Source organism: Neisseria bergeri (assembly GCA_003044455.1).
Lineage (GTDB): Bacteria > Pseudomonadota > Gammaproteobacteria > Burkholderiales > Neisseriaceae > Neisseria > Neisseria bergeri.
The window spans coordinates 39,350-57,936 of record POWY01000005.1 but is presented as its reverse complement, the minus strand read 5'-3'; the positions used below and the strand labels follow the sequence as shown (position 1 = coordinate 57,936).

15 protein-coding genes and 6 tRNA genes are annotated in these 18,587 nt (G+C 52.0%); 13 read left to right on the top strand and 8 right to left on the bottom strand.

The features are described 5' to 3' along the window. The first annotated feature begins 134 nt into the window (after positions 1-134). Positions 135-818, top strand: coding sequence for a 2,3-diphosphoglycerate-dependent phosphoglycerate mutase (locus DBY86_RS06730; protein WP_107819389.1), 684 nt, complete (start codon positions 135-137; stop codon positions 816-818). Positions 819-1,956: 1,138 nt separating this feature from the next. Here DBY86_RS06730 and DBY86_RS06710 read toward each other — a convergent pair. The 3 genes from DBY86_RS06710 to alaS all read right to left on the bottom strand — a co-directional run bounded on the left by DBY86_RS06710 (position 1,957) and on the right by alaS (position 8,537). Beyond that, entirely contained in the window at positions 1,957-4,797 is a 2,841-nt protein-coding gene (locus DBY86_RS06710; protein ID WP_107819387.1) for a class I SAM-dependent DNA methyltransferase, read from the bottom strand. Positions 4,798-5,805: 1,008 nt separating this feature from the next. Continuing rightward, the gene (locus tag DBY86_RS13955; protein WP_300905525.1) at positions 5,806-5,937 is read right to left on the bottom strand and encodes a hypothetical protein; all 132 of its coding nucleotides are present in this window, start codon (positions 5,935-5,937) and stop codon (positions 5,806-5,808) included. Next, positions 5,913-8,537, bottom strand: coding sequence for an alanine--tRNA ligase (gene alaS / locus DBY86_RS06690; protein WP_107819385.1), 2,625 nt, complete (start codon positions 8,535-8,537; stop codon positions 5,913-5,915). Before alaS ends, DBY86_RS13955 begins: the two co-directional genes overlap by 25 nt. Positions 8,538-8,741: 204 nt before the next feature. On the opposite strand from alaS, the gene DBY86_RS06685 reads away from it, so the two are divergent. Continuing rightward, complete coding sequence (locus DBY86_RS06685; protein WP_107819384.1) at positions 8,742-9,872, top strand: polyamine ABC transporter substrate-binding protein; 1,131 nt, start codon at positions 8,742-8,744, stop codon at positions 9,870-9,872. Between the two features lie 40 nt (positions 9,873-9,912). Here the strand turns inward: DBY86_RS06685 and DBY86_RS06680 are convergent, their stop codons facing one another. After that, entirely contained in the window at positions 9,913-10,815 is a 903-nt protein-coding gene (locus DBY86_RS06680) for a DMT family transporter (RefSeq protein ID WP_107819383.1), read from the bottom strand. A 146-nt stretch (positions 10,816-10,961) separates the two neighbouring features. Between DBY86_RS06680 and DBY86_RS06675 the strand changes: the two genes are divergently transcribed. Then, positions 10,962-11,450 carry a prokaryotic membrane lipolipid attachment site family protein gene (locus DBY86_RS06675; RefSeq protein ID WP_107819453.1) on the top strand — a complete coding sequence of 163 codons (489 nt, stop codon included), beginning with the start codon at positions 10,962-10,964 and terminating at the stop codon, positions 11,448-11,450. 61 nt (positions 11,451-11,511) lie between these two features. Here DBY86_RS06675 and mtrA read toward each other — a convergent pair whose 3' ends face one another. Further along, positions 11,512-12,417 carry an efflux transporter MtrCDE transcriptional activator MtrA gene (gene mtrA, locus DBY86_RS06670; protein WP_107819382.1) on the bottom strand — a complete coding sequence of 302 codons (906 nt, stop codon included), beginning with the start codon at positions 12,415-12,417 and terminating at the stop codon, positions 11,512-11,514. Positions 12,418-12,545: 128 nt separating this feature from the next. Here mtrA and DBY86_RS06665 point away from each other — a divergent pair, with 128 nt between their 5' ends. From DBY86_RS06665 to sohB, 10 genes are all read left to right on the top strand, one after another. Next, positions 12,546-12,881 carry a carboxymuconolactone decarboxylase family protein gene (locus DBY86_RS06665; protein WP_002234131.1) on the top strand — a complete coding sequence of 112 codons (336 nt, stop codon included), beginning with the start codon at positions 12,546-12,548 and terminating at the stop codon, positions 12,879-12,881. A 128-nt stretch (positions 12,882-13,009) separates the two neighbouring features. Then, entirely contained in the window at positions 13,010-13,480 is a 471-nt protein-coding gene (locus DBY86_RS06660) for a hypothetical protein (RefSeq protein ID WP_234403405.1), read from the top strand. A gap of 105 nt (positions 13,481-13,585) precedes the next feature. Beyond that, positions 13,586-14,149, top strand: coding sequence for a CDP-diacylglycerol--glycerol-3-phosphate 3-phosphatidyltransferase (pgsA, locus tag DBY86_RS06655; RefSeq protein WP_107819381.1), 564 nt, complete (start codon positions 13,586-13,588; stop codon positions 14,147-14,149). 80 nt (positions 14,150-14,229) lie between these two features. Then, a tRNA-Gly gene (locus DBY86_RS06650) sits at positions 14,230-14,305 on the top strand. Between the two features lie 25 nt (positions 14,306-14,330). Then, positions 14,331-14,406, top strand: a tRNA-Gly gene (locus tag DBY86_RS06645). Between the two features lie 23 nt (positions 14,407-14,429). Continuing rightward, positions 14,430-14,505, top strand: a tRNA-Gly gene (locus tag DBY86_RS06640). 21 nt (positions 14,506-14,526) lie between these two features. Then, positions 14,527-14,602 (top strand) — tRNA-Gly (locus DBY86_RS06635). A 23-nt stretch (positions 14,603-14,625) separates the two neighbouring features. Further along, positions 14,626-14,699 (top strand) — tRNA-Cys (locus tag DBY86_RS06630). Between the two features lie 100 nt (positions 14,700-14,799). Next, a tRNA-Leu gene (locus DBY86_RS06625) sits at positions 14,800-14,889 on the top strand. Positions 14,890-14,992: 103 nt separating this feature from the next. Continuing rightward, entirely contained in the window at positions 14,993-16,045 is a 1,053-nt protein-coding gene (gene sohB / locus DBY86_RS06620; protein ID WP_107819451.1) for a protease SohB, read from the top strand. Positions 16,046-16,095: 50 nt separating this feature from the next. Here sohB and DBY86_RS06615 read toward each other — a convergent pair whose 3' ends face one another. From DBY86_RS06615 to DBY86_RS06605, 3 genes are all read right to left on the bottom strand, one after another. Beyond that, positions 16,096-16,962: an ABC transporter six-transmembrane domain-containing protein gene (locus DBY86_RS06615; RefSeq protein ID WP_107819380.1), complete on the bottom strand. Its 867-nt coding sequence runs from the start codon at positions 16,960-16,962 to the stop codon at positions 16,096-16,098. A gap of 10 nt (positions 16,963-16,972) precedes the next feature. Then, positions 16,973-17,404 carry a MarR family winged helix-turn-helix transcriptional regulator gene (locus tag DBY86_RS06610; RefSeq protein WP_107819379.1) on the bottom strand — a complete coding sequence of 144 codons (432 nt, stop codon included), beginning with the start codon at positions 17,402-17,404 and terminating at the stop codon, positions 16,973-16,975. Positions 17,405-17,688: 284 nt separating this feature from the next. Continuing rightward, positions 17,689-18,558 carry an NAD(P)-dependent oxidoreductase gene (locus DBY86_RS06605; protein ID WP_107819378.1) on the bottom strand — a complete coding sequence of 290 codons (870 nt, stop codon included), beginning with the start codon at positions 18,556-18,558 and terminating at the stop codon, positions 17,689-17,691. Positions 18,559-18,587: the final 29 nt, after the last annotated feature.

Here is an 18,587-nt window from a genome sequence, read left to right as displayed (position 1 = left end):
ATGTAAAACAAAGGGCATTATTGTAAATCAAAACGGCAAACCATAGTGGGCGCGTGTCTGAATCTGAATCAAATACGGGAATGTGAAAATATGTTATAAATACCGTTTTCCCACTTTCACACTTTGGAGACGATATGGAACTGGTATTTATCCGCCACGGGCAAAGCGAATGGAACGCGAAAAACCTGTTTACAGGCTGGCGCGACGTGAAGCTGAGCGAGCAGGGGCTTGCCGAGGCCGCCGCCGCCGGTAAGAAACTGAAAGAAAACGGCTATGAGTTCGACATCGCCTTCACATCCGTCCTGACCCGCGCGATTAAGACCTGCAACATCGTTTTGGAAGAATCCGACCAACTGTTCATACCGCAAATCAAAACGTGGCGGCTGAACGAACGCCACTACGGCCGACTGCAAGGTCTGGACAAAAAACAAACCGCCGAACAATACGGCGACGAGCAAGTCCGCATCTGGCGGCGCAGCTACGACACCCTGCCGCCGCTTTTGGACAAAGACGACGCGTTTTCCGCCCACAAAGACCGCCGCTATGCCCATCTGCCTGCCGATGTTATCCCCGACGGCGAAAACCTGAAAGTAACGCTGGAGCGCGTATTGCCGTTTTGGGAAGACCAAATCGCCCCCGCGATTTTGAGCGGCAAACGCGTCTTGGTAGCGGCGCACGGCAACTCCCTGCGCGCGCTGGCAAAACACATCGAGGGCATTTCCGACGAAGACATTATGGGCTTGGAAATCCCGACCGGTCAGCCGCTGGTGTACAAATTGGATGACAACCTGAAAGTCATCGAAAAATTCTACCTGTAAGGGTGTGAAATAAAAAATGCCGTCTGAAGCCCGGGGTTTCAGACGGCATTTTTGACGGTAAACGTAGCAACTATGTAACTGTATTGGGCGCGCGTTTTTTGCGGTGTGCGGCGTAATTCGGATGAGGGGGAACGAATCAGTAACCGTAGCAACTGCTTTTGCGGTAATGACGGAATTTTAAGTTACGGTAAGTTATCGGAAAGACAGAAACTGCTCCGCCGTCATTCCCGCGAAGGCGGGAATCTGAACACGTCCGTAGGGAAACCTATATCCCGTCATTCCCACGAAAGTGGGAATCTAGAACCTCTGAATTTTCAGACAACCTTTGAATATTGCCGCCGTCCCGCGTTTCTGGATTCCCGCCTGCGCGGGGATGACGATTCATCAGTTTCCCGAAATTCCGACATAACCGAAACCGAACGCCCTGGATTCCCGCCTGCGCGGAAATGACGATTCATCAGTTTCCCGAAATGCCGACATAACCGAAACCGAACGCCCTGGATTCCCGCCAGTGCGGGAATGACGGGATTTTAAGTTACGGTAAGTTATTAGAAAAACAGAAATTTCTCCGCCGTCATTCCCACGAAAGCGGGAATCTAGACACCCGAAACCGCAGGAATTTATCCGAAACAACAGCAACCTCCGCCGTTATTCCCGCGAAAGTGGGAATCTAGAACCTCTGAATTTTCAGACAACCTTTGGATATTGCTGTTGTTCTAAGGTCTGGATTCCCGCCTGCGCGGGAATGACGATTCATCAGTTTCCCGAAACGTCCGAAAAACCGAAATCCGACAGGCAGGATTTTTGCTTTCGTGGGGATGACGGGATTTTAGGTTTTTGTTTTTCTGTTTTTGCGGGAGGATGGGTTTTAGGTTGCGGTCATTTATCGGAAAAGCAGAAACCGCTCCGCCGTCATTCCCACGAAAGTGGGAATCTAGAACCTCTGAATTTTCAGACAACCTTTGAATATTGCCGCCGCCCCGCGTTCTGGATTCCCGCCTGCGCGGGAATGACGGGATTTTAGGGTGAAGATGGTGGGAGTTGGTGGGCTTCAGCCTGCCAATCGACAACCGAAAATGAAGAAAAACGGCGGGCTGAAGCCCGCCTTACGCTGCTGTAAACCAAGCAGGGTTTGCCTTTATTTAGGTTTTTTAGGTGGCTTGGTGTTTTCGCTTTCTATCGCCTTGCGGTACAGCTCGAACAGGAAGGCGGTGCGTTCGGCTTCGTCGTCGGTGTTTTTGCCTGTTTTGTAGCCGTAGGCTTTATCGACGGCTTTGTCGAGGGCGGCGTGGGCTTTGTCTAGGGCGGTATAGCCTGCGTCGGGCGCATAGAGTTCGGCGAGGGTCGGCTCGGGCAAACCGGCTTCCCGCGCTTCTCGGCAGTATTGTCCGCGCGCGTCGAGGACGGCTTGGGCGGCGGTTTCGACGGCGGCGCGGAGCGGGTCGGGGCGGTCGTTTTCAGACGGCATCCGGCAGCTTTCGGGGAAGGGGAAGTTGTTGTACACGACGGTATTGGAATAGCGGTAACGGCTTTCCAGACGGCCGGCAACGGTACGCATAAAGGCGTTGTGCATGGTGGAGCTGAGGATGCCGAAGTGGTAGAGGGTGGCGTTTGGAAGGATAAATGCCAGATTGCTGACAACTGTTTCAAACGACAGATAACCGATGGGGATGAAACGGCGGCTTTCGGATGAGACGCGTGGAATAATTAGATAATTGCCCTCTGAAGGTTGACGGATTTCGTCGAAGAGCCACGGGGTCGCTGCTTTTTTTTGCGTGGCGGCTTTGCTGCTGGCTTCGCGCATGGCTTTGACCGCCTGAATACGGGCTTGAACTTGGGGCATTTGTTTCAGGTCGTGGTTGCGTTTGACATCGGATACGCCGTGAAACCACAGGCACCAACGGGTTTTGCCGTTGATAAATTCCTCTGCGCCGACAAAGGGGCGGGTGTATTGTTCCGCCAAGGGTTCGGCGGCAATCAGGGCGTCTTTTTCGGCGGTTGAGAGGATAAGGTTGCCGCCGTCGGTTGGCTTATTACCATAAAGCATTTCAATTTCCCCGCTGATTTGGGTTCTGCGCTTGGCGATAATCAAATCGGGCGCGTCAATCAGATACGGATTGATGTTGGCCGCGGCGTGTTTTTGGGGTTCGCCTTTGATATCGGGATAGTCGTAGAGGGTTTTTTCAGACGGCATTTGCGGCTTTTGGCGGAAGCCGACGATGATGCAGTGGACGGCGGCTTTGCCTGCGGCTTGGCTCGTCCATTGGAAGGTGCGGTGGGCAAAGTGGATTTCGATGCCTTGCTTCAAAAGGCTGCCCCAAAGGATTTCGACCTGCTGGCCTTGGCAGATGGAATTGGTGGAAACAAATGCCGTCTGAACTTGGGGATGCTGCGCCATGATGCCGGCGGCTTTGACATACCAGTTGCAGACGTAATCCATCAGACCGTAGCCTTTGATATGGCCGCAGATGCTTTCGAGGTCGTTTTTCTGTTCTTTGGTTTGGTAGGTCGAGCCGATAAAGGGCGGATTGCCGAAGATGTAGTCCGCCGCCTGCCAAGGTGTGCGGAGGCTGTTGGCGTAGATGATTTCGGCGGCGTCTTCGAGCGGCAGCGTATGGCAGGCGACTTCGCCCTCGAAGCGGATTTGTGTGCGGATGTTGCATTGGTGGTTTTTGAGCCACATGGCGGTACGGGCGATGAGGACGGCAAATTCGTCTATTTCGATGCCGTGAAACTGTTTCAGACGGCATTGGACGGACGGGCTGTCGAACAGGCTGCCTGCTTTGTCTTTGAGGGCTTCGGCGATGATGTCGTCTTCAAGGGCGCGGATGCGGTCGTAGGCGACGATAAGGAAGTTGCCGCAGCCGCAGGCAGGGTCGAGGAATTGCAGGTTTTGGATTTTTTGGTAGAAGGCGGCGAGCTTTTTGGCTTTGTCGCGTTTGAGGGCTTTGACGGCTTCAAATTCGGCGCGCAGGTTTTCTAAAAAGAGGCCGTTGATGACTTTGTCGATGTTGGCGGCTTCGGTGTAGTGTGCGCCCGCTTCGCGCCGCTCTTGCGCGTCCATGACGGATTGGAAGAGCGTGCCGAAGATTTCGGGGCTGATGTTGCGCCAGTCGAAATTGCCGCAGTCGATTAAGGCGCGGTGCTGCTTGGCGGTGAAGTCGAAGGTGCGCAGGCGTTCTTTGAACAGGCCGCCGTTGACGTATTCGAAACCTTTAAATTTTTCGCTTTGGGTCTTGCTGCGCTTTTGGTCGGGTGTGTTGAGAAATTCAAAGAGTTGGTTGAGCTTGTCGCCTAGCGTATCGGCTTCTTTGCAGCTTTCTAAAAAGTCTTGAAAGAGATAGTTGCGCTGGAAAACGGCGCTGTCGTCGGCAAAAAAGAGGAAAAGCAGGCGCGTGATGAAGAGGCGCAGCTCGTGTTCTTCGTAAATGCCTTCTTCTTTGAGCGCGTCGTGCAGCCTGCCGATGGCCGCCGCCGCTTGAATGTTGGCTTCTTCTTGAATTTGGCGGACTTTGGCTTCGATGCCGAACATGAAGTCGAAAACGCCGCGCGTGATGTATTCGGGCAATTCTTCCAAAGGGAACTGCCATTGGTTTTCCGCGCCTTCTTCAGGTACGCGGCGGTAAAGGTGGAAATGGGCAAAATCGCTGACGGCGTAATATTCGGGCAGCGCGGAGGGCTTGGTGCGCCCGATTTCCTGCAAATAACGCTCCGCCTGCTCTTTGGCCTTGGTTAGGTTTTTGTTGGCGGATTTGTGTTCGGCAAGGAAGATGCCCTCCCAAAATATATCGACGAATTGGGTGTTGTCGGCAGGGTCTTTGACGGGGTATTCGAAGTGGGCGACGTTTTTGCGGTCGATGCCGAAAATGGCGAAAAATTCGTTCCAGAAGGTGTCTTTCTCGCGGCGTTCGTCGGTTTGGTCTTTGTAGTAGGCGGCGAAGTTTTGTGCGGCGGTTTGGAGTTGGAGCAGGGTTTTCATCGGCTTGGGTTTCTATAACGGGGACGGGTGAATTGTATAGTAAATTCAAAGAAAAAACCCCTATATCCTTATCTTTGCCCTATTTGCGCTGTTATAGTGGATTAAATTTAAACCAGTACGGCGTTGCCTTGCCTTGCCGTACTATTTGTACTGTCTGCGGCTTCGTCGCCTTGTCCTGATTTTTGTTAATCCACTATATTTGTGCGAAAGTGGGAATCTGAACGCGTCCGTAGGGAAACCTGCATCCCGCCATTCCCACGAAAGTGGGAATCTAGAAATTTAATGTTGCAGCACTAGCCAAAAAAACCGAACCGAACGCCCTAGATTCCCGCCTGCGCGGGAATGACGGGATTTTAAGTTACGGTAAGTTATCAGAAAAACAGAAATTTCTCCGCCGTCATTCCTGCGAAAGCGGGAATCTAGAACCTCTGAATTTTCAGACAACCTTTGAATATTGCCGCCGTCCCGCGTTCTGGATTCCCGCCTATGCGGGAATGACGGGATTTTAAGTTACGGTAAGTTATTAGAAAAACAGAAATTTCTCCGCCGTCATTCCCGCGAAAGCGGGAATCTAGAACCTCTTAATTTTCAGACGGTCTTTGAATATTGCCGCCGCCCCGCATCCTAGATTCCCGCCTGCGCGGGGATGACGATTCATCAGTTTCCCGAAATTCCGACATAACCGAAACCGAACGTCCTAGATTCCCGCCTGCGCGGGAATGACGGGATTTTAGGTTTTTGTTTTTCTGTTTTCGTGGGAAAGATGGGTTTTAGGTTGCGGTCATTTATCGGAAAAGCAGAAACTTCTCCGCCGTCATTCCCGCGAAAGCGGGAATCTAGAACCTCTGAATTTTCAGACAACCTTTGAATATTGCCACCGTCCCGCGTTCTGGATTCCCACCTGCGCGGGAATGACGATTTATAAGTTTCCCGAAACGTCCGAAAAAACCGAAATCCGACAGGCAGGATTTTTGCTTTCGTGGGAATGACGATTCATAGGGCGATGCTTTATGTGCCGTCTTGTGTGTTGAAACATATGTCGGTATGGCTGCGTGCGGAAAAATGCCGTCTGAAGGCTTGGGCGTTCAGACGGCATTTTGCTTGCGGCAGAGGGATTACGCGAGTTTGGCTTTTACCCATTCTTCCGCGCTTGCCAGCATTTCGGGCAATTTGTCGGCATCTGTACCGCCGGCTTGCGCCAAGTCGGGACGGCCGCCGCCTTTGCCGCCGACTTGTTCGGCTGCAAATTTAACCAGATCGCCTGCTTTGACTTTGCCGGTCAGGGCTTTGGATACGCCTGCGCACAGGGAAACTTTGCCGTCGTTTACTGCCGCTAAAAGAATCACGGCGTTGTCGGATTTGCCGGTCAGGTCGGTTACGATTTCGCGCAGGGCGGCTGCGTCGGCTTCGATTTGGGCGGCAACGAGTTTGGCTGCACCCAAGTCTTTTGCATCGTCCAAGAGTTTGGCGCCTGCGTGGATGGCGAGTTCGACTTTGGCGCGTGCCAATTCTTTTTCCAATGTTTTGGCGTGTGCCGCGCCTGCCTGGATTTTCGCCAGTACGTCTTTTTCGGTTTGGGCTTTGGTTTCGGCAATAATGTCTTTCACCAAACGCTCTTGCTCTTGCGCCCATTTGAGTGCGTTCAGGCCGGTGATGGCTTCGATACGGCGCACGCCTGCGGCAATACCGCCTTCGCTGATGATTTTGAAGAGGCCGATGTCGCCGGTGCGTGAAACGTGTGTGCCGCCGCACAATTCGGTAGAGAAACCGCCCATTTGCAGCACGCGCACTTCGTCGCCGTATTTTTCGCCGAAAAGCATCATCGCGCCGGTTTTTTGGGCATCTTCCATGCTCATAATGGCTGCGTTGACGGCAACGTTGGCCAAAACGGCTTCGTTGACGCGGCGTTCTACTTCGGCGATTTCTTCGGCAGTTACCGCTTGGGGATGGGAAATGTCGAAACGGGTGGATTCGGCGGTAACCAAAGAGCCTTTTTGTTCGACGTGTCCGCCCAATACATCGCGCAGGGCTTTGTGCATCAAGTGGGTCGCGCTGTGGTTGCGCATATTGGCATTGCGGATTTCGTCATCCACTTTGGCAGTAACGCTGTCGCCGACTTTCAGACGGCCTGAAGTTTGTACGCCGAATTGGCCGAATACGGCTGCTTTGATTTTTTGGGTATCGTGTACTTCAAAGCGGTTTTCGCCTGCGAAGATATAGCCGACATCGCCGACTTGACCGCCGGATTCTGCATAGAATGGGGTAAAGTCAATAACGATGGCACCTTCTTCGCCTTCGTTCAATTCATTGACTTGTTCGCCGTCTTTGTAGAGGGCGAGAACTTTGGATTCGGTTTGTCGTTCGCTATAACCTTTAAACTCGGTGTCTTGACCTTCGTAAGGCAGTTGGGCGTTGGCTTTGAAGCTTTGTGCGGCGCGTGCGCGTGCGCGTTGGGCTTCCATCTCGCGCTCGAAGCCTGCTTCGTCCAGTTCGATATTGCGTTCGCGGCAGATGTCGGCAGTCAAATCGTATGGGAAGCCGTAGGTGTCGTAGAGTTTGAAGATGATTTCGCCGTCGAGTTTTTTGCTGTCTTTGGCCAGCGCGTTTTCCAACAAAGCCATACCGGTTTCCAAAGTTTGGGCAAAACGGCTTTCTTCGTTTTTCAATGCTTCCTCGATTTGAGCTTGTTTTTCTTTCAATTCAGGGTAGGCATTGCCCATCTCTTTAACCAAATCGGCCACCAGTTTGTGGAAGAACGGTTTGCTTTGACCCAGTTTGTAACCGTGGCGCACGGCGCGGCGGATAATGCGGCGCAATACGTAGCCGCGACCTTCGTTGGAAGGCAATACACCGTCTGCGATCAGGAATGAGCAGGAGCGGATGTGGTCGGCGATGACTTTCAGGCTTGGTTCTTCCATGCTGAAAGCTGAGCCGGTTTCGCGGGCAACGGCTTTGAGCAGATCTTGGAACAAGTCAATTTCGTAGTTGCTGTGAACATGCTGCATGACGGCGGCCATACGTTCCAAGCCCATGCCGGTATCGACGGAAGGCTTAGGCAGCGGATTCATATTGCCTTGTTCGTCACGGTTGAACTGCATGAATACGCAGTTCCAAATTTCGATCCAGCGATCGCCGTCTTCTTCAGGGCTGCCGGGAATGCCGCCCCAGATTTCTTCGCCGTGGTCGTAGAAAATTTCGGAGCAGGGTCCGCAGGGTCCGGTGTCGCCCATTTGCCAGAAGTTGTCAGACGCGTATTTCGCGCCTTTGTTGTCGCCGATGCGGACGATGCGTTTAGACGGCATGCCGATTTCGTTTAACCAGATGTTGTAGGCTTCGTCGTCTTCGGCGTATACGGTCGCCAAGAGTTTGTCTTTGGGGATATTGAGCCATTCGGGGGAAGTGAGGAACTCCCAAGCGAAGTGGATCGCGTCGCGCTTGAAGTAGTCGCCGAAGGAGAAGTTGCCCATCATTTCAAAGAAGGTGTGGTGGCGGGCGGTGTAGCCGACGTTTTCCAAGTCGTTGTGCTTGCCGCCTGCGCGTACGCATTTTTGCGCGGTGGTGGCGCGGCTGTACGGGCGTTTGTCGAAACCTAAAAATACGTCTTTAAACTGGTTCATGCCCGCGTTGGTAAACAGCAGGGTCGGGTCGTCGTGCGGCACGAGGCTGGAAGAGCGGACGACGGTGTGGCCTTTGGTTTCAAAAAATTTTAGGAATTTTTGGCGCAGTTCGGAGGTTTTCATAATTTTTTCAATGTCTCTCAAATGTCTTGTCATGGTAAAAGCAGGGAAAACGAACGGCGGTATCTTACCGCAAATCCCTGTTTCTAGCTATGGAAGCGGCGGTTTTCGGAAGAGTGTGGCGGGATTTTGAATGCCGTCTGAAGCCCTGTTGCCAATATCGGCTATAATGGCCGCTTTCTCCAACCCGATATGCAAGGAATGATAATGACCAAACATCTGCCACTCGCCGTCCTGACTGCTTTGCTGCTTGCAGCGTGCGGCGGTTCGGACAAACCGCCTGCCGAAAAACCGGCACCGGCGGAAAACCAAAACGTATTGAAAATTTACAACTGGTCGGAATACGTCGATCCGGAAACCGTTGCCGATTTTGAAAAGAAAAACGGCATCAAGGTTACTTATGATGTGTACGACAGCGATGAAACGCTGGAAAGCAAGGTGCTGACCGGAAAATCCGGTTACGACATTGTTGCGCCGTCCAATGCGTTTGTGGGCAGGCAGATTAAGGCAGGTGCGTATCAGAAAATCGATAAGTCGCTGATTCCCAATTATAAACACCTCAACCCCGAAATGATGAGGCTGATGGACGGGGTCGATCCCGGCCACGAATACGCCGTGCCGTTTTATTGGGGGACAAATACCTTCGCCATCAATACCGAACGCGTGAAAAAGGCTTTGGGTACGGACAAGCTGCCGGACAACCAGTGGGATTTGGTGTTCGACCCCGAATACACGTCCAAACTCAAGCAATGCGGCATCAGCTATTTGGACAGCGCGGCGGAAATCTATCCTATGGTGTTGAACTATTTGGGTAAAAACCCGAACAGCAGCAATACGGAAGACATCAGGGAGGCAACCGCCCTACTCAAGAAAAACCGCCCCAATATCAAACGCTTTACTTCGTCCGGCTTTATCGATGATTTGGCGCGCGGCGATACCTGCGTAACAATCGGTTTCGGCGGCGATTTGAACATCGCCAAACGCCGTGCCGAAGAAGCGGGCGGCAAGGAAAAAATCCGCGTGATGATGCCGAAAGAAGGCGTAGGGATTTGGGTGGATTCTTTCGTGATTCCGAAAGATGCGAAAAATGTCGCCAACGCGCACAAATATATCAACGACTTCCTCGATCCGGAAGTGTCGGCGAAAAACGGCAATTTCGTTACTTATGCGCCTTCGAGCAAGCCGGCGCACGATTTGATGGAGGACGAATTTAAAAACGACAATACGATTTTCCCGAGTGGGGAAGATTTGAAAAACAGCTTTATTATGGTTCCCATCCGGCCGGCGGCATTGAAGTTTATGGTGCGCCAGTGGCAGGACGTGAAGGCGGGGAAATAAAGCCCGATATGCCGTCTGAAGGATGTTCGGACGGCATTTTTTATCTTTGGCGGAACAGGGATTGCAGCCGCTGTTTGAAGGCAATGGGGCGGATGCTGCTCAAAATGCCGCTGAGGATGATGATGCACATACCGAGTATTTCCTGCCAGAAAAGCTGTTCGCCCAGAAAAAATGCGGCAGACAGGGCGGAAAAGACGACGGTCATATAGGAGAGCGAGGCAACCGTGAATTTGTCGCCGACTTTGTAGGCGCGCGTCATCGACAGTTGGGCAATCAGCGCGGACACGCCGATGCCCGACAGATAAACCGCCGACTGCCAAGACAGCATATGCCAGCCGGTCAGCGTCGCCCAAACCGACGACATCGCCACACCTGTCGCGGAAAGGTAAAATACAATGCGCCAGCCGGGTTCTCCCGCCAGGGACAATTCGCGCACTTTTAGATACGCCCAGCCGGACATCGCGCCGCCTGCAAGACCGGCGAGTGCCGCCAGTTCCTGACCGCTGCGGAACGATGGATTAAGCAGCAATACCACGCCGGCAAAACCAAGGAGCAGCACCGCCTGCGTGTAAACGGAAATCCGTTCTTTCAAAATCAGGAAGGAAAATACCGCCAAAAAAATCGACGAGGTGTAACTCAGGGTAACGCCGGTTGCCAAAGGCAGGTGCGTTACCGCGTAAAACAGCAGCAGCATCGCCCCCGATCCGACCATACTGCGGTTCAGGTGGTTTTTCCAATGGGGCGTGCGGAAGGTGTCGCGCCGCAATACGGCGGCACAACCGAGCGCAACGGTTGAAAACAGCATACGCCAAAAGACCAATTCGCCGCTGCCGAGGGCAAATTTTGCCGATGCCCCTTTAATCAATACATTCATAATGGTGAAGCAGGCCGCCGCCACCAGCATCCAGCCGGAACCCAAAACGTCTTTTTTTGCGGTATCCATATAATATTTGTCGCGATAAAAAGGTCAAATTGTAAACCTTGCGGCAGGGTTTGCGGCGGCGGATTCGGGCGCGCGCAATCCCGACGAACCCGCGTTTTTTCGGAACAATTTGTTTTTTCAGGGCAAACCTGCTTATAATGGCGGGTATGAAAAAATATCTTGCCCTTATCCCCATCGCGGCCGCCCTGTCCGGCTGCGGAACTGTTTATGTGCCCACCCTGACCGAAATCCCCGTCAGACCGATTAATACCGTTCCGGCGGAAGCGTCTGCAAAAGGTTTCCGTCTCGCCCCTTCGCATTGGACGGACGTTTCCAAAATCCGCGACGAGGCGACGCGCCTGGGTTATCAGGTGAACATCGGCAAAATGACCAAGGTTCAGGCGGCGCAATATCTGAACAACTTTAGAAAACGTCTGGTCGGGCGCAATGCCGTCGATGACAGTATGTATGAAATCTACCTGCGTTCGGCGGTGGACAGCCAGCGCGGAGAAATCAATACCGAACAGTCCAAACTGTATATCCAAAATGCCCTGCGCGGCTGGCAGCAGCGTTGGAAAAATATGGATGCCAAACCCGATAATCCCGCATTTACCAACTTTTTGATGGAAGTGATGGAGATGCAGCCCTTGAAATGACGCGGTACGCAAATGCCGTCTGAAAGCCTTTTCAGACGGCATTTGCGTTTGAGTCCCCGATTTATTTTTGCCCGCCTTCTTTGCGGTATTGCCCCGGCGAAACAAGGTATTGCCGTTTGAACGCCTTGCCGAAATGCGTTTCCGACTGGAAACCCACCGACAGCGCGACCGACAAAACCGAATCCGGGGTTTTCTTCAGCAGCAATGCGCCTTTTTGCAGGCGGATATGGTTCACAAAGGCGTGCGGGCTGAGTCCGACCTGGCTTTTGAAACGGCGCATCAGTTGCGCACGCGACATATTGGCGGCCGCCACCATTTTGTCAATATTCCATTCGTCTTCCGGTTTGTCTATCACCTTTTGGATCAAATGTCCCAAACGTTTGTCCTGCCAACCTTTCAACACGCCCGAGAGTTCGACATCATTATCCTGTTCGAGATAGGCGCGCAGGATAAGTACCAGTAGGACGGACGACAATGCGTTGACCACGGAAACCGTCCCCGTCAAAGGTTTTTCGCTTTCCAGTTGCAGCATTGAAACCACATACTGCAAACTCGGATGGGCAATGTTCAGAAAAACGGTTTCCGGCAGCCCGTTCATCAAATCGGCGTGGGTGTCGTAGCGGAAACGGGCGCAAAACAGGCTCATATCCTGTCCGTTGCCGCACTGTTTGACCGTGAATGCGCCGTTTTGTCGTATATCCGGTTGTAAACTTTCTCCGTATTTTCCGTCGTGGCTCAACAGGTGTCCCAAGCCGCGCGGGAAAAATACAATATCGCCCGTGCCGACCGGATGCGGGGAAGTTTCGCCGTCTATGCAGATGTAGCCGCTGCCCGCCGTAACAATATGCACCAGTCCTTCGCGTTGCAAGGTTTCATGCCGTACCGACCATTGTCCGCCCAAAAGGCACTGCACATCCACACTGCCCGTCAATTGGGCGAGATCGACCAGTTTGTCCAGAATGTCCATAAATCTTTTTGAACCATAAAATGAGATGATTAAACGAGAAACACAACTGAATAATTGCAATAATACGCACATCAAAAACAGATACGCAAGCGCGTATCAGGGTTAAACGCAAGAGAAAGGAAAAGAAAATGTTTAAAGATTGGAAAGAACATACCGCACTGGTTAAAAAATCATTCGGCGAGCTGGGCAAATCCCATCCGAAAATGCTGCAAGCCTACGGCGCACTGGAACAGGCCGCCGCTGCCGAAGCACTCGATGCCAAAACGCGCGAGCTGATTGCCATCGCCGTTGCCATTACCACGCGTTGCGAAAGCTGCATCAGCGTTCATGCCGCCGCCGCCGCCAAAGCCGGTGCGACCGACAGCGAAATCGCAGGCGCATTGGCAACCGCCATCGCCCTGAATGCCGGTGCTGCCTACACTTACGCCCTGCGCGCACTGGAAGCGGTTGAAACGCAAAAATAATCCGAATCGGATTGAAATGCCGTCTGAAAATATTTCAGACGGCATTTTGTCTGATATGCTTCCCGATATTTTGCAGACAACATATGCAGCCGTTTTTTCAGACGGCATTTGAGAAACAGGGAACAAGTATGAAATATCACCGCTTGGCATTGTTTGCCGCCATAAGCTGCCTGCTGTTGTCTGCCGTTTTTATTGCACCTTACCGGACGGCATTTCACGAACAAGAAAAAATATTCGAATATGCGGATTTGACCGTTACCGCACCCAACCGCAGCGGACGGGCAATCAAACTGGAGGCGGACGGGCGGCAGTACCGGCTTTCCTGCTACGGGTTCGACAGTTTGTGCACAAGCGGCAATATCGGCAGAGCCATCAGGGCGCGGCAGGTTAAGATTGTTTTAAGCGACACCGTCGGAAAAGGTTTTTTAAACGGCGTTCTGTTGGAATACCGCAACAGTGGCAGTGTCTATAGCAATAAAGATTTTTCCCGCACGGAAGACCGCCTTGTCGAAGTGTTGGCGCAACCTGCCGTTTTCAGCCTGAAACTGGGTATTTTGCTTTTATTGCCCGCCATTTTCCTGCGTTTGAAAAGAATGTGAAAACAGATTGGCGGGGCGGGGGAATGACTATGCGGAAATTTTACGTTTTGGGTTATGAGGATAACCGTTATAATCATAATTTTACAGTCCGCACAGAGAAAACCGATGCCTTGGAACATCCCCATCTTCCTCACATGGTTGAGGGTCTTGCTTATTCCCGTCTTGATTTCCCTGTTCTACCTGCCTTTTTCATGGTTTGAAGAGGAAACGATCAATCTTGCCGCCGCCGTCATTTTTGCCGTTGCCGCCTTGACCGACTGGTTTGACGGATTTTTGGCAAGGTTGTGGAAACAGACTTCCGATTTCGGCGCATTCCTCGACCCCGTCGCCGACAAGCTGATGGTTGCCGTATCGCTGCTTTTGCTGGTCAAACTCGATCGGACCTATGTCTTGTTCGCGATGATCATTATCGGCAGGGAAATTACCATTTCCGCATTGCGCGAATGGATGGCGCAAATGGGAAAAAGGAGCAGCGTTGCCGTCGCCACCATCGGCAAGTTCAAAACCGCCGCGCAAATGCTGGCGATTTTCTTTTTGCTGCTGAATTTTCCCGATTTTTACGGATTTAATCTTGTTGTTATCGGCAACGTATTGATGTTTATCGCATCTTTGCTGACGGTTTGGTCGATGCTGTATTATCTGAAAATGGCATGGAAAGAAATTGCCTGAAAAAAACATAAAAATAGCTTGACGGTAAAAACAGAATCCATAATAATTGCGTCTTCTTCGATATCGGAGAGTGAAATCGGGCGGGAATAGCTCAGTTGGTAGAGCGCAACCTTGCCAAGGTTGAGGTCGCGAGTTCGAGACTCGTTTCCCGCTCCAAAAATTTCATTCTTCCGTAATCATTGCGGGAATAGCTCAGTTGGTAGAGCGCAACCTTGCCAAGGTTGAGGTCGCGAGTTCGAGACTCGTTTCCCGCTCCAAGTTTTATTTCAAACGTATCAACGCGGGAATAGCTCAGTTGGTAGAGCGCAACCTTGCCAAGGTTGAGGTCGCGAGTTCGAGACTCGTTTCCCGCTCCAAAAGCCGATATGTTTGAACGCGCGGGAATAGCTCAGTTGGTAGAGCGCAACCTTGCCAAGGTTGAGGTCGCGAGTTCGAGACTCGTTTCCCGCTCCAAGTTTTTAGATAAGCCAGTTTTAGGCGAGATAGCAAAGTGGTTATGCAGCGGATTGCAAATCCGTCTACGCCGGTTCGATTCCGACTCTCGCCTCCATATATATTACGGCGGGGTGGCAGAGTGTTTATGCTATGAGGAGTGCAATCTTCATACAGGCCGGTTAAAATCCGCGCCCCCGCCTCCACCTTTCACAAATGCCCGGGTGGTGAAATAGGTAGACACAACGGACTTAAAATCCGTCGGGACTAAACATCCCGTGCCGGTTCGATTCCGGCTCCGGGCACCAAGCTGAAAATAACAATACCGCTCCAAGCGGTTATTTTTTTATCTGTCGGACGGGGATGGACAATATTGATATGTTCATGCCTGAACAAGAGGAAATCCAATCAATGTGGAAAGAAATTTTACTGAATTACGGTATTTTCCTGCTCGAACTGCTTACCGTGTTCGGCGCAATTGCGCTGATTGTGTTGGCTATCGTACAGAGTAAGAAACAGTCGGAAAGCGGCAGTGTCGTACTGACGGATTTTTCGGAAAATTATAAAAAACAGCGGCAATCGTTTGAAGCATTCTTTTTAAGCGGGGAAGAGGCAAAACATCAGGAAAAAGAAGAAAAGAAAAAGGAAAAGGCGGAAGCCAAAGCAGAGAAAAAGCGTTTGAAGGAGGGTGGGGAGAAATCTGCCGAAACGCAAAAATCCCGCCTTTTTGTGTTGGATTTTGACGGCGATTTGTATGCACACGCCGTAGAATCCTTGCGTCATGAGATTACGGCGGTGCTTTCGATTGCCAAGCCTGAAGATGAGGTTCTGCTCAGATTGGAAAGTCCGGGCGGTGTCGTTCACGGTTACGGTTTGGCGGCTTCGCAGCTTAGGCGTTTGCGCGAACGCAATATTCCGCTGACCGTCGCCGTCGATAAGGTCGCGGCAAGCGGCGGCTATATGATGGCGTGTGTGGCGGATAAAATTGTTTCCGCTCCGTTTGCGATTGTCGGTTCGGTGGGTGTGGTAGCGGAAGTGCCGAATATCCACCGCCTGTTGAAAAAACATGATATCGATGTGGATGTGATGACGGCAGGTGAGTTTAAGCGTACGGTTACCTTTATGGGTGAAAATACGGAAAAGGGCAAACAGAAATTCCGGCAGGAACTGGAGGAAACGCATCAGTTGTTCAAGCAGTTTGTCAGCGAGAACCGCCCTCAAGTGGATATTGAGAAAGTGGCAACGGGCGAGCATTGGTTCGGTCGGCAGGCGTTGGAGCTGAATCTGGTTGACAGTATTTCGACTAGTGATGATTTGCTGTTGAAAGAGGTTGATAACAAGCAGATTATAGAAGTGAAATATCAGGAGAAGCAAAGCCTGATCCAGCGCATCGGTTTGCAGGCGGAAGCTTCTGTTGAAAAGTTGTTTGCCAAACTTGTCAACCGGCGGGCGGATGTGATGTAGTTTGCCGAACGGATGGAAATGCCGTCTGAAGCGTGTTCAGACGGCATTTTTCAAGTTCCGGCTTTGATGTTCCGTTCCGACCACTCTATCCGTTGTCCGATGTCTTTCAAATTGGAATATTGTTCGACCAATCGCGGCACGTCGTCCAAACTCATGGCAAACATCCACAGATAAGTGCCGACCGAATAAATATGCCCCGCGCTGCCGTAGCCTTTGAGCGTCATCATCACAAAAGCAAAGCTGAATAAAATACCCATCGCCGCGCCGACGCAGAGATAGCCGAAGGCTTCGCGGTTGGAAATCAGCACACGCAGGCGCGCAACCAGTCCGTAATGGCGGTACAGCTGCCGCTCGTCGCCTTTTCGGATAAAGTGGTTGTCGCGTTCCAAGCTGTTGTTCAGGCGGAAATACAGGTTTTCGCTAATGGTGGCAAAACGTGGCAAAAGCCATAAAAACAACGCAAGTATGCCCACCGCTGACACACCGACCCAAAATTCCAGCACCAGCAGCATGATGCACGCGCCGAATATGGATACGACGGATGTTGCGGCAATCGGCAGGTGTTCTTCAAAAAAGCTGACAAACTCACGCGACAGGGCAACCTGCGCAGTTACCGTCGAATGCGGGACTTGCCGCTGCCGCTGTTCCAACACGACCGGCACGGCGATTTCGGTATAAATCCGCGTAAACGTGCGCGTATCGGCAATCCGCCGCGCCGCACCGACCAGCCACATCAAAAATACAACCAAAGCGTACAGCAACGCCTGCCACACCTTCCCCGCAATTACGGCATTGATCGCCCAGCCGCCAAACACCGGATACACCAGCATCAAAAGGTTTTCCAGTCCGACCAGAGAAAACGTGCCGAGCAGACGCTTGCGGTGGGTTTTGGCTATGTGTTTCAACATTTTCCACATATTTGTCCCCCTATTTTTTATTTTCCGAGATTGTTCTTTCCATCACTTCCGCCAGTGCATCCAAATCGGCAAACAGCCGGGTTGTGTGCTTGTCGCCGAATGTGGCAAATACTTTGTCGCTGAATTTTTGCGCACTTTCTGTTAAAGGTGCGGCATGGGCTTTGCCTTTTTCGGTCAGCGACAGCAACCGTTCGCGCCGGTCCTGTTCGCCTTCCTGCCATTCGATCAACCCTTGTCCGGCAAGGGTTTTGCATACGCCTGAAACGGTCTGTTTGGGCAGACTCCACTCTTCACCGATATGCTTTTGCGTGCGGCTGCCTTCGGTTGCCAAGGTATAAAGTACGGCAAAGAGGTTGTAATTCAAATCCTGCTGCCCGATCCATTTGTCGAAGACATTGCAAATCAGGTTGATACGGGTTCCAAGTTGGTCGAGTCGGTTCATAATTGGTCTCGATATTGACTAAATTTGTGCGGATTATAGTGGATTAACAAAAACCAGTACGGCGTTGCCTCGTCTTAGCTCAAAGAGAACGATTCTCTAAGGTGCTGAAGCACCAAGTGAATCGGTTCCGTACTATTTGTACTGTCTGCGGCTTCGTCGCCTTGTCCTGATTTTTGTTAATCCACTATATAGTCATAATCGGGACTGATTTCAAGCGTGGGGCAATAAAAATGCCGTCTGAAACGCTTTTGGGCTTCAGACGGCATTGTGTTTGGAAAAGGCAATCAGCGTTCTGCCAATTTCAGGTAAACGCCGGAAACGTCCTGTTCGCCGTAGCCGGCTTCGACTGCTTTGCGGTAGCTGGCAGCAACGGTTTCGACGGCGGGCAGGGTGTTGCCTGCCTGTTCAAGCTCTTTGACGGCGAGGTTGAGGTCTTTGGAGGCGTGTTTGAGGGCGAAGGCAGGCGGAAATTCGCGGTTTGCCCACAGGGATTTTTTGGTTTGGAACATGGGCGAGTCCATTGCCGAGCTGCCGATGGCTTCGACGATGTCGTCGGTATCGATGCCGAACTGCCTCGCCATCAGCATCGCTTCGCTGTACGCTTCGCCGAAAATGCCCAAGAGCGAGTTCAAGACGAGTTTCGCGCCCGAGCCTTTGCCCACTTCGCCGAAGTGGAAGGTTTTTTTGCCGACGAGGGAAAATATTTTTTGCAGCGGGTTTAAAATGGCTTCGCTGCCGCCGAAGAGAATCAGCAGCGTGCCGTTGGTGGCGGGCATGACCGAACCGGAAACTGGGGCTTCGGCAAACTGTCCGCCTGCGGCTTCGACAAGTGCTTTGACGGCGAGGTTTTCGGTCGGGGAGATGGTGCTCATATTGATGATGATTTTGCCGGACAATCCGTCGCGGACTCCGTTCAGGATGTCGCACACGGCGGCATAGTCGGAAACCATCAGGAAAATGACGGGATAGTCGCGGACGAGTTCGGCGGTGCTGCCGTAAACTTTTGCGCCTTTTTCAACTAAGGTGGCGGCTTTGCCGGGCGAGCGGTTGTATACGCCGACTCCGATGCCGCCGTCCAAGAGCCGCGTTACCATAGGCAGGCCCATTTGCCCTAAGCCTATCCAGCCGATTTGTGTGTATGTTTCTGCGGACATAGTGTTTCTCCTTTGTTGCGGGTGCTTTG

Excerpts from the sequence above, each read along its gene's own strand:
- mtrA (WP_107819382.1), bottom strand. The coding sequence starts at position 12,417 with ATGGACATTCTGGACAAACTGGTCGATCTCGCCCAATTGACGGGCAGT.
- pgsA (WP_107819381.1), top strand. The coding sequence starts at position 13,586 with ATGCCTTGGAACATCCCCATCTTCCTCACATGGTTGAGGGTCTTGCTT.
- alaS (WP_107819385.1), bottom strand. The coding sequence starts at position 8,537 with ATGAAAACCTCCGAACTGCGCCAAAAATTCCTAAAATTTTTTGAAACC.
- DBY86_RS06685 (WP_107819384.1), top strand. The coding sequence starts at position 8,742 with ATGACCAAACATCTGCCACTCGCCGTCCTGACTGCTTTGCTGCTTGCA.
- DBY86_RS06605 (WP_107819378.1), bottom strand. The coding sequence starts at position 18,558 with ATGTCCGCAGAAACATACACACAAATCGGCTGGATAGGCTTAGGGCAA.
- DBY86_RS06610 (WP_107819379.1), bottom strand. The coding sequence starts at position 17,404 with ATGAACCGACTCGACCAACTTGGAACCCGTATCAACCTGATTTGCAAT.
- DBY86_RS06680 (WP_107819383.1), bottom strand. The coding sequence starts at position 10,815 with ATGGATACCGCAAAAAAAGACGTTTTGGGTTCCGGCTGGATGCTGGTG.
- sohB (WP_107819451.1), top strand. The coding sequence starts at position 14,993 with ATGTGGAAAGAAATTTTACTGAATTACGGTATTTTCCTGCTCGAACTG.
- DBY86_RS06660 (WP_234403405.1), top strand. The coding sequence starts at position 13,010 with ATGAAATATCACCGCTTGGCATTGTTTGCCGCCATAAGCTGCCTGCTG.
- DBY86_RS06675 (WP_107819453.1), top strand. The coding sequence starts at position 10,962 with ATGAAAAAATATCTTGCCCTTATCCCCATCGCGGCCGCCCTGTCCGGC.
- DBY86_RS06615 (WP_107819380.1), bottom strand. The coding sequence starts at position 16,962 with ATGTGGAAAATGTTGAAACACATAGCCAAAACCCACCGCAAGCGTCTG.
- DBY86_RS06665 (WP_002234131.1), top strand. The coding sequence starts at position 12,546 with ATGTTTAAAGATTGGAAAGAACATACCGCACTGGTTAAAAAATCATTC.
- DBY86_RS06710 (WP_107819387.1), bottom strand. The coding sequence starts at position 4,797 with ATGAAAACCCTGCTCCAACTCCAAACCGCCGCACAAAACTTCGCCGCC.
- DBY86_RS13955 (WP_300905525.1), bottom strand. The coding sequence starts at position 5,937 with ATGGGTAAAAGCCAAACTCGCGTAATCCCTCTGCCGCAAGCAAAATGC.
- DBY86_RS06730 (WP_107819389.1), top strand. The coding sequence starts at position 135 with ATGGAACTGGTATTTATCCGCCACGGGCAAAGCGAATGGAACGCGAAA.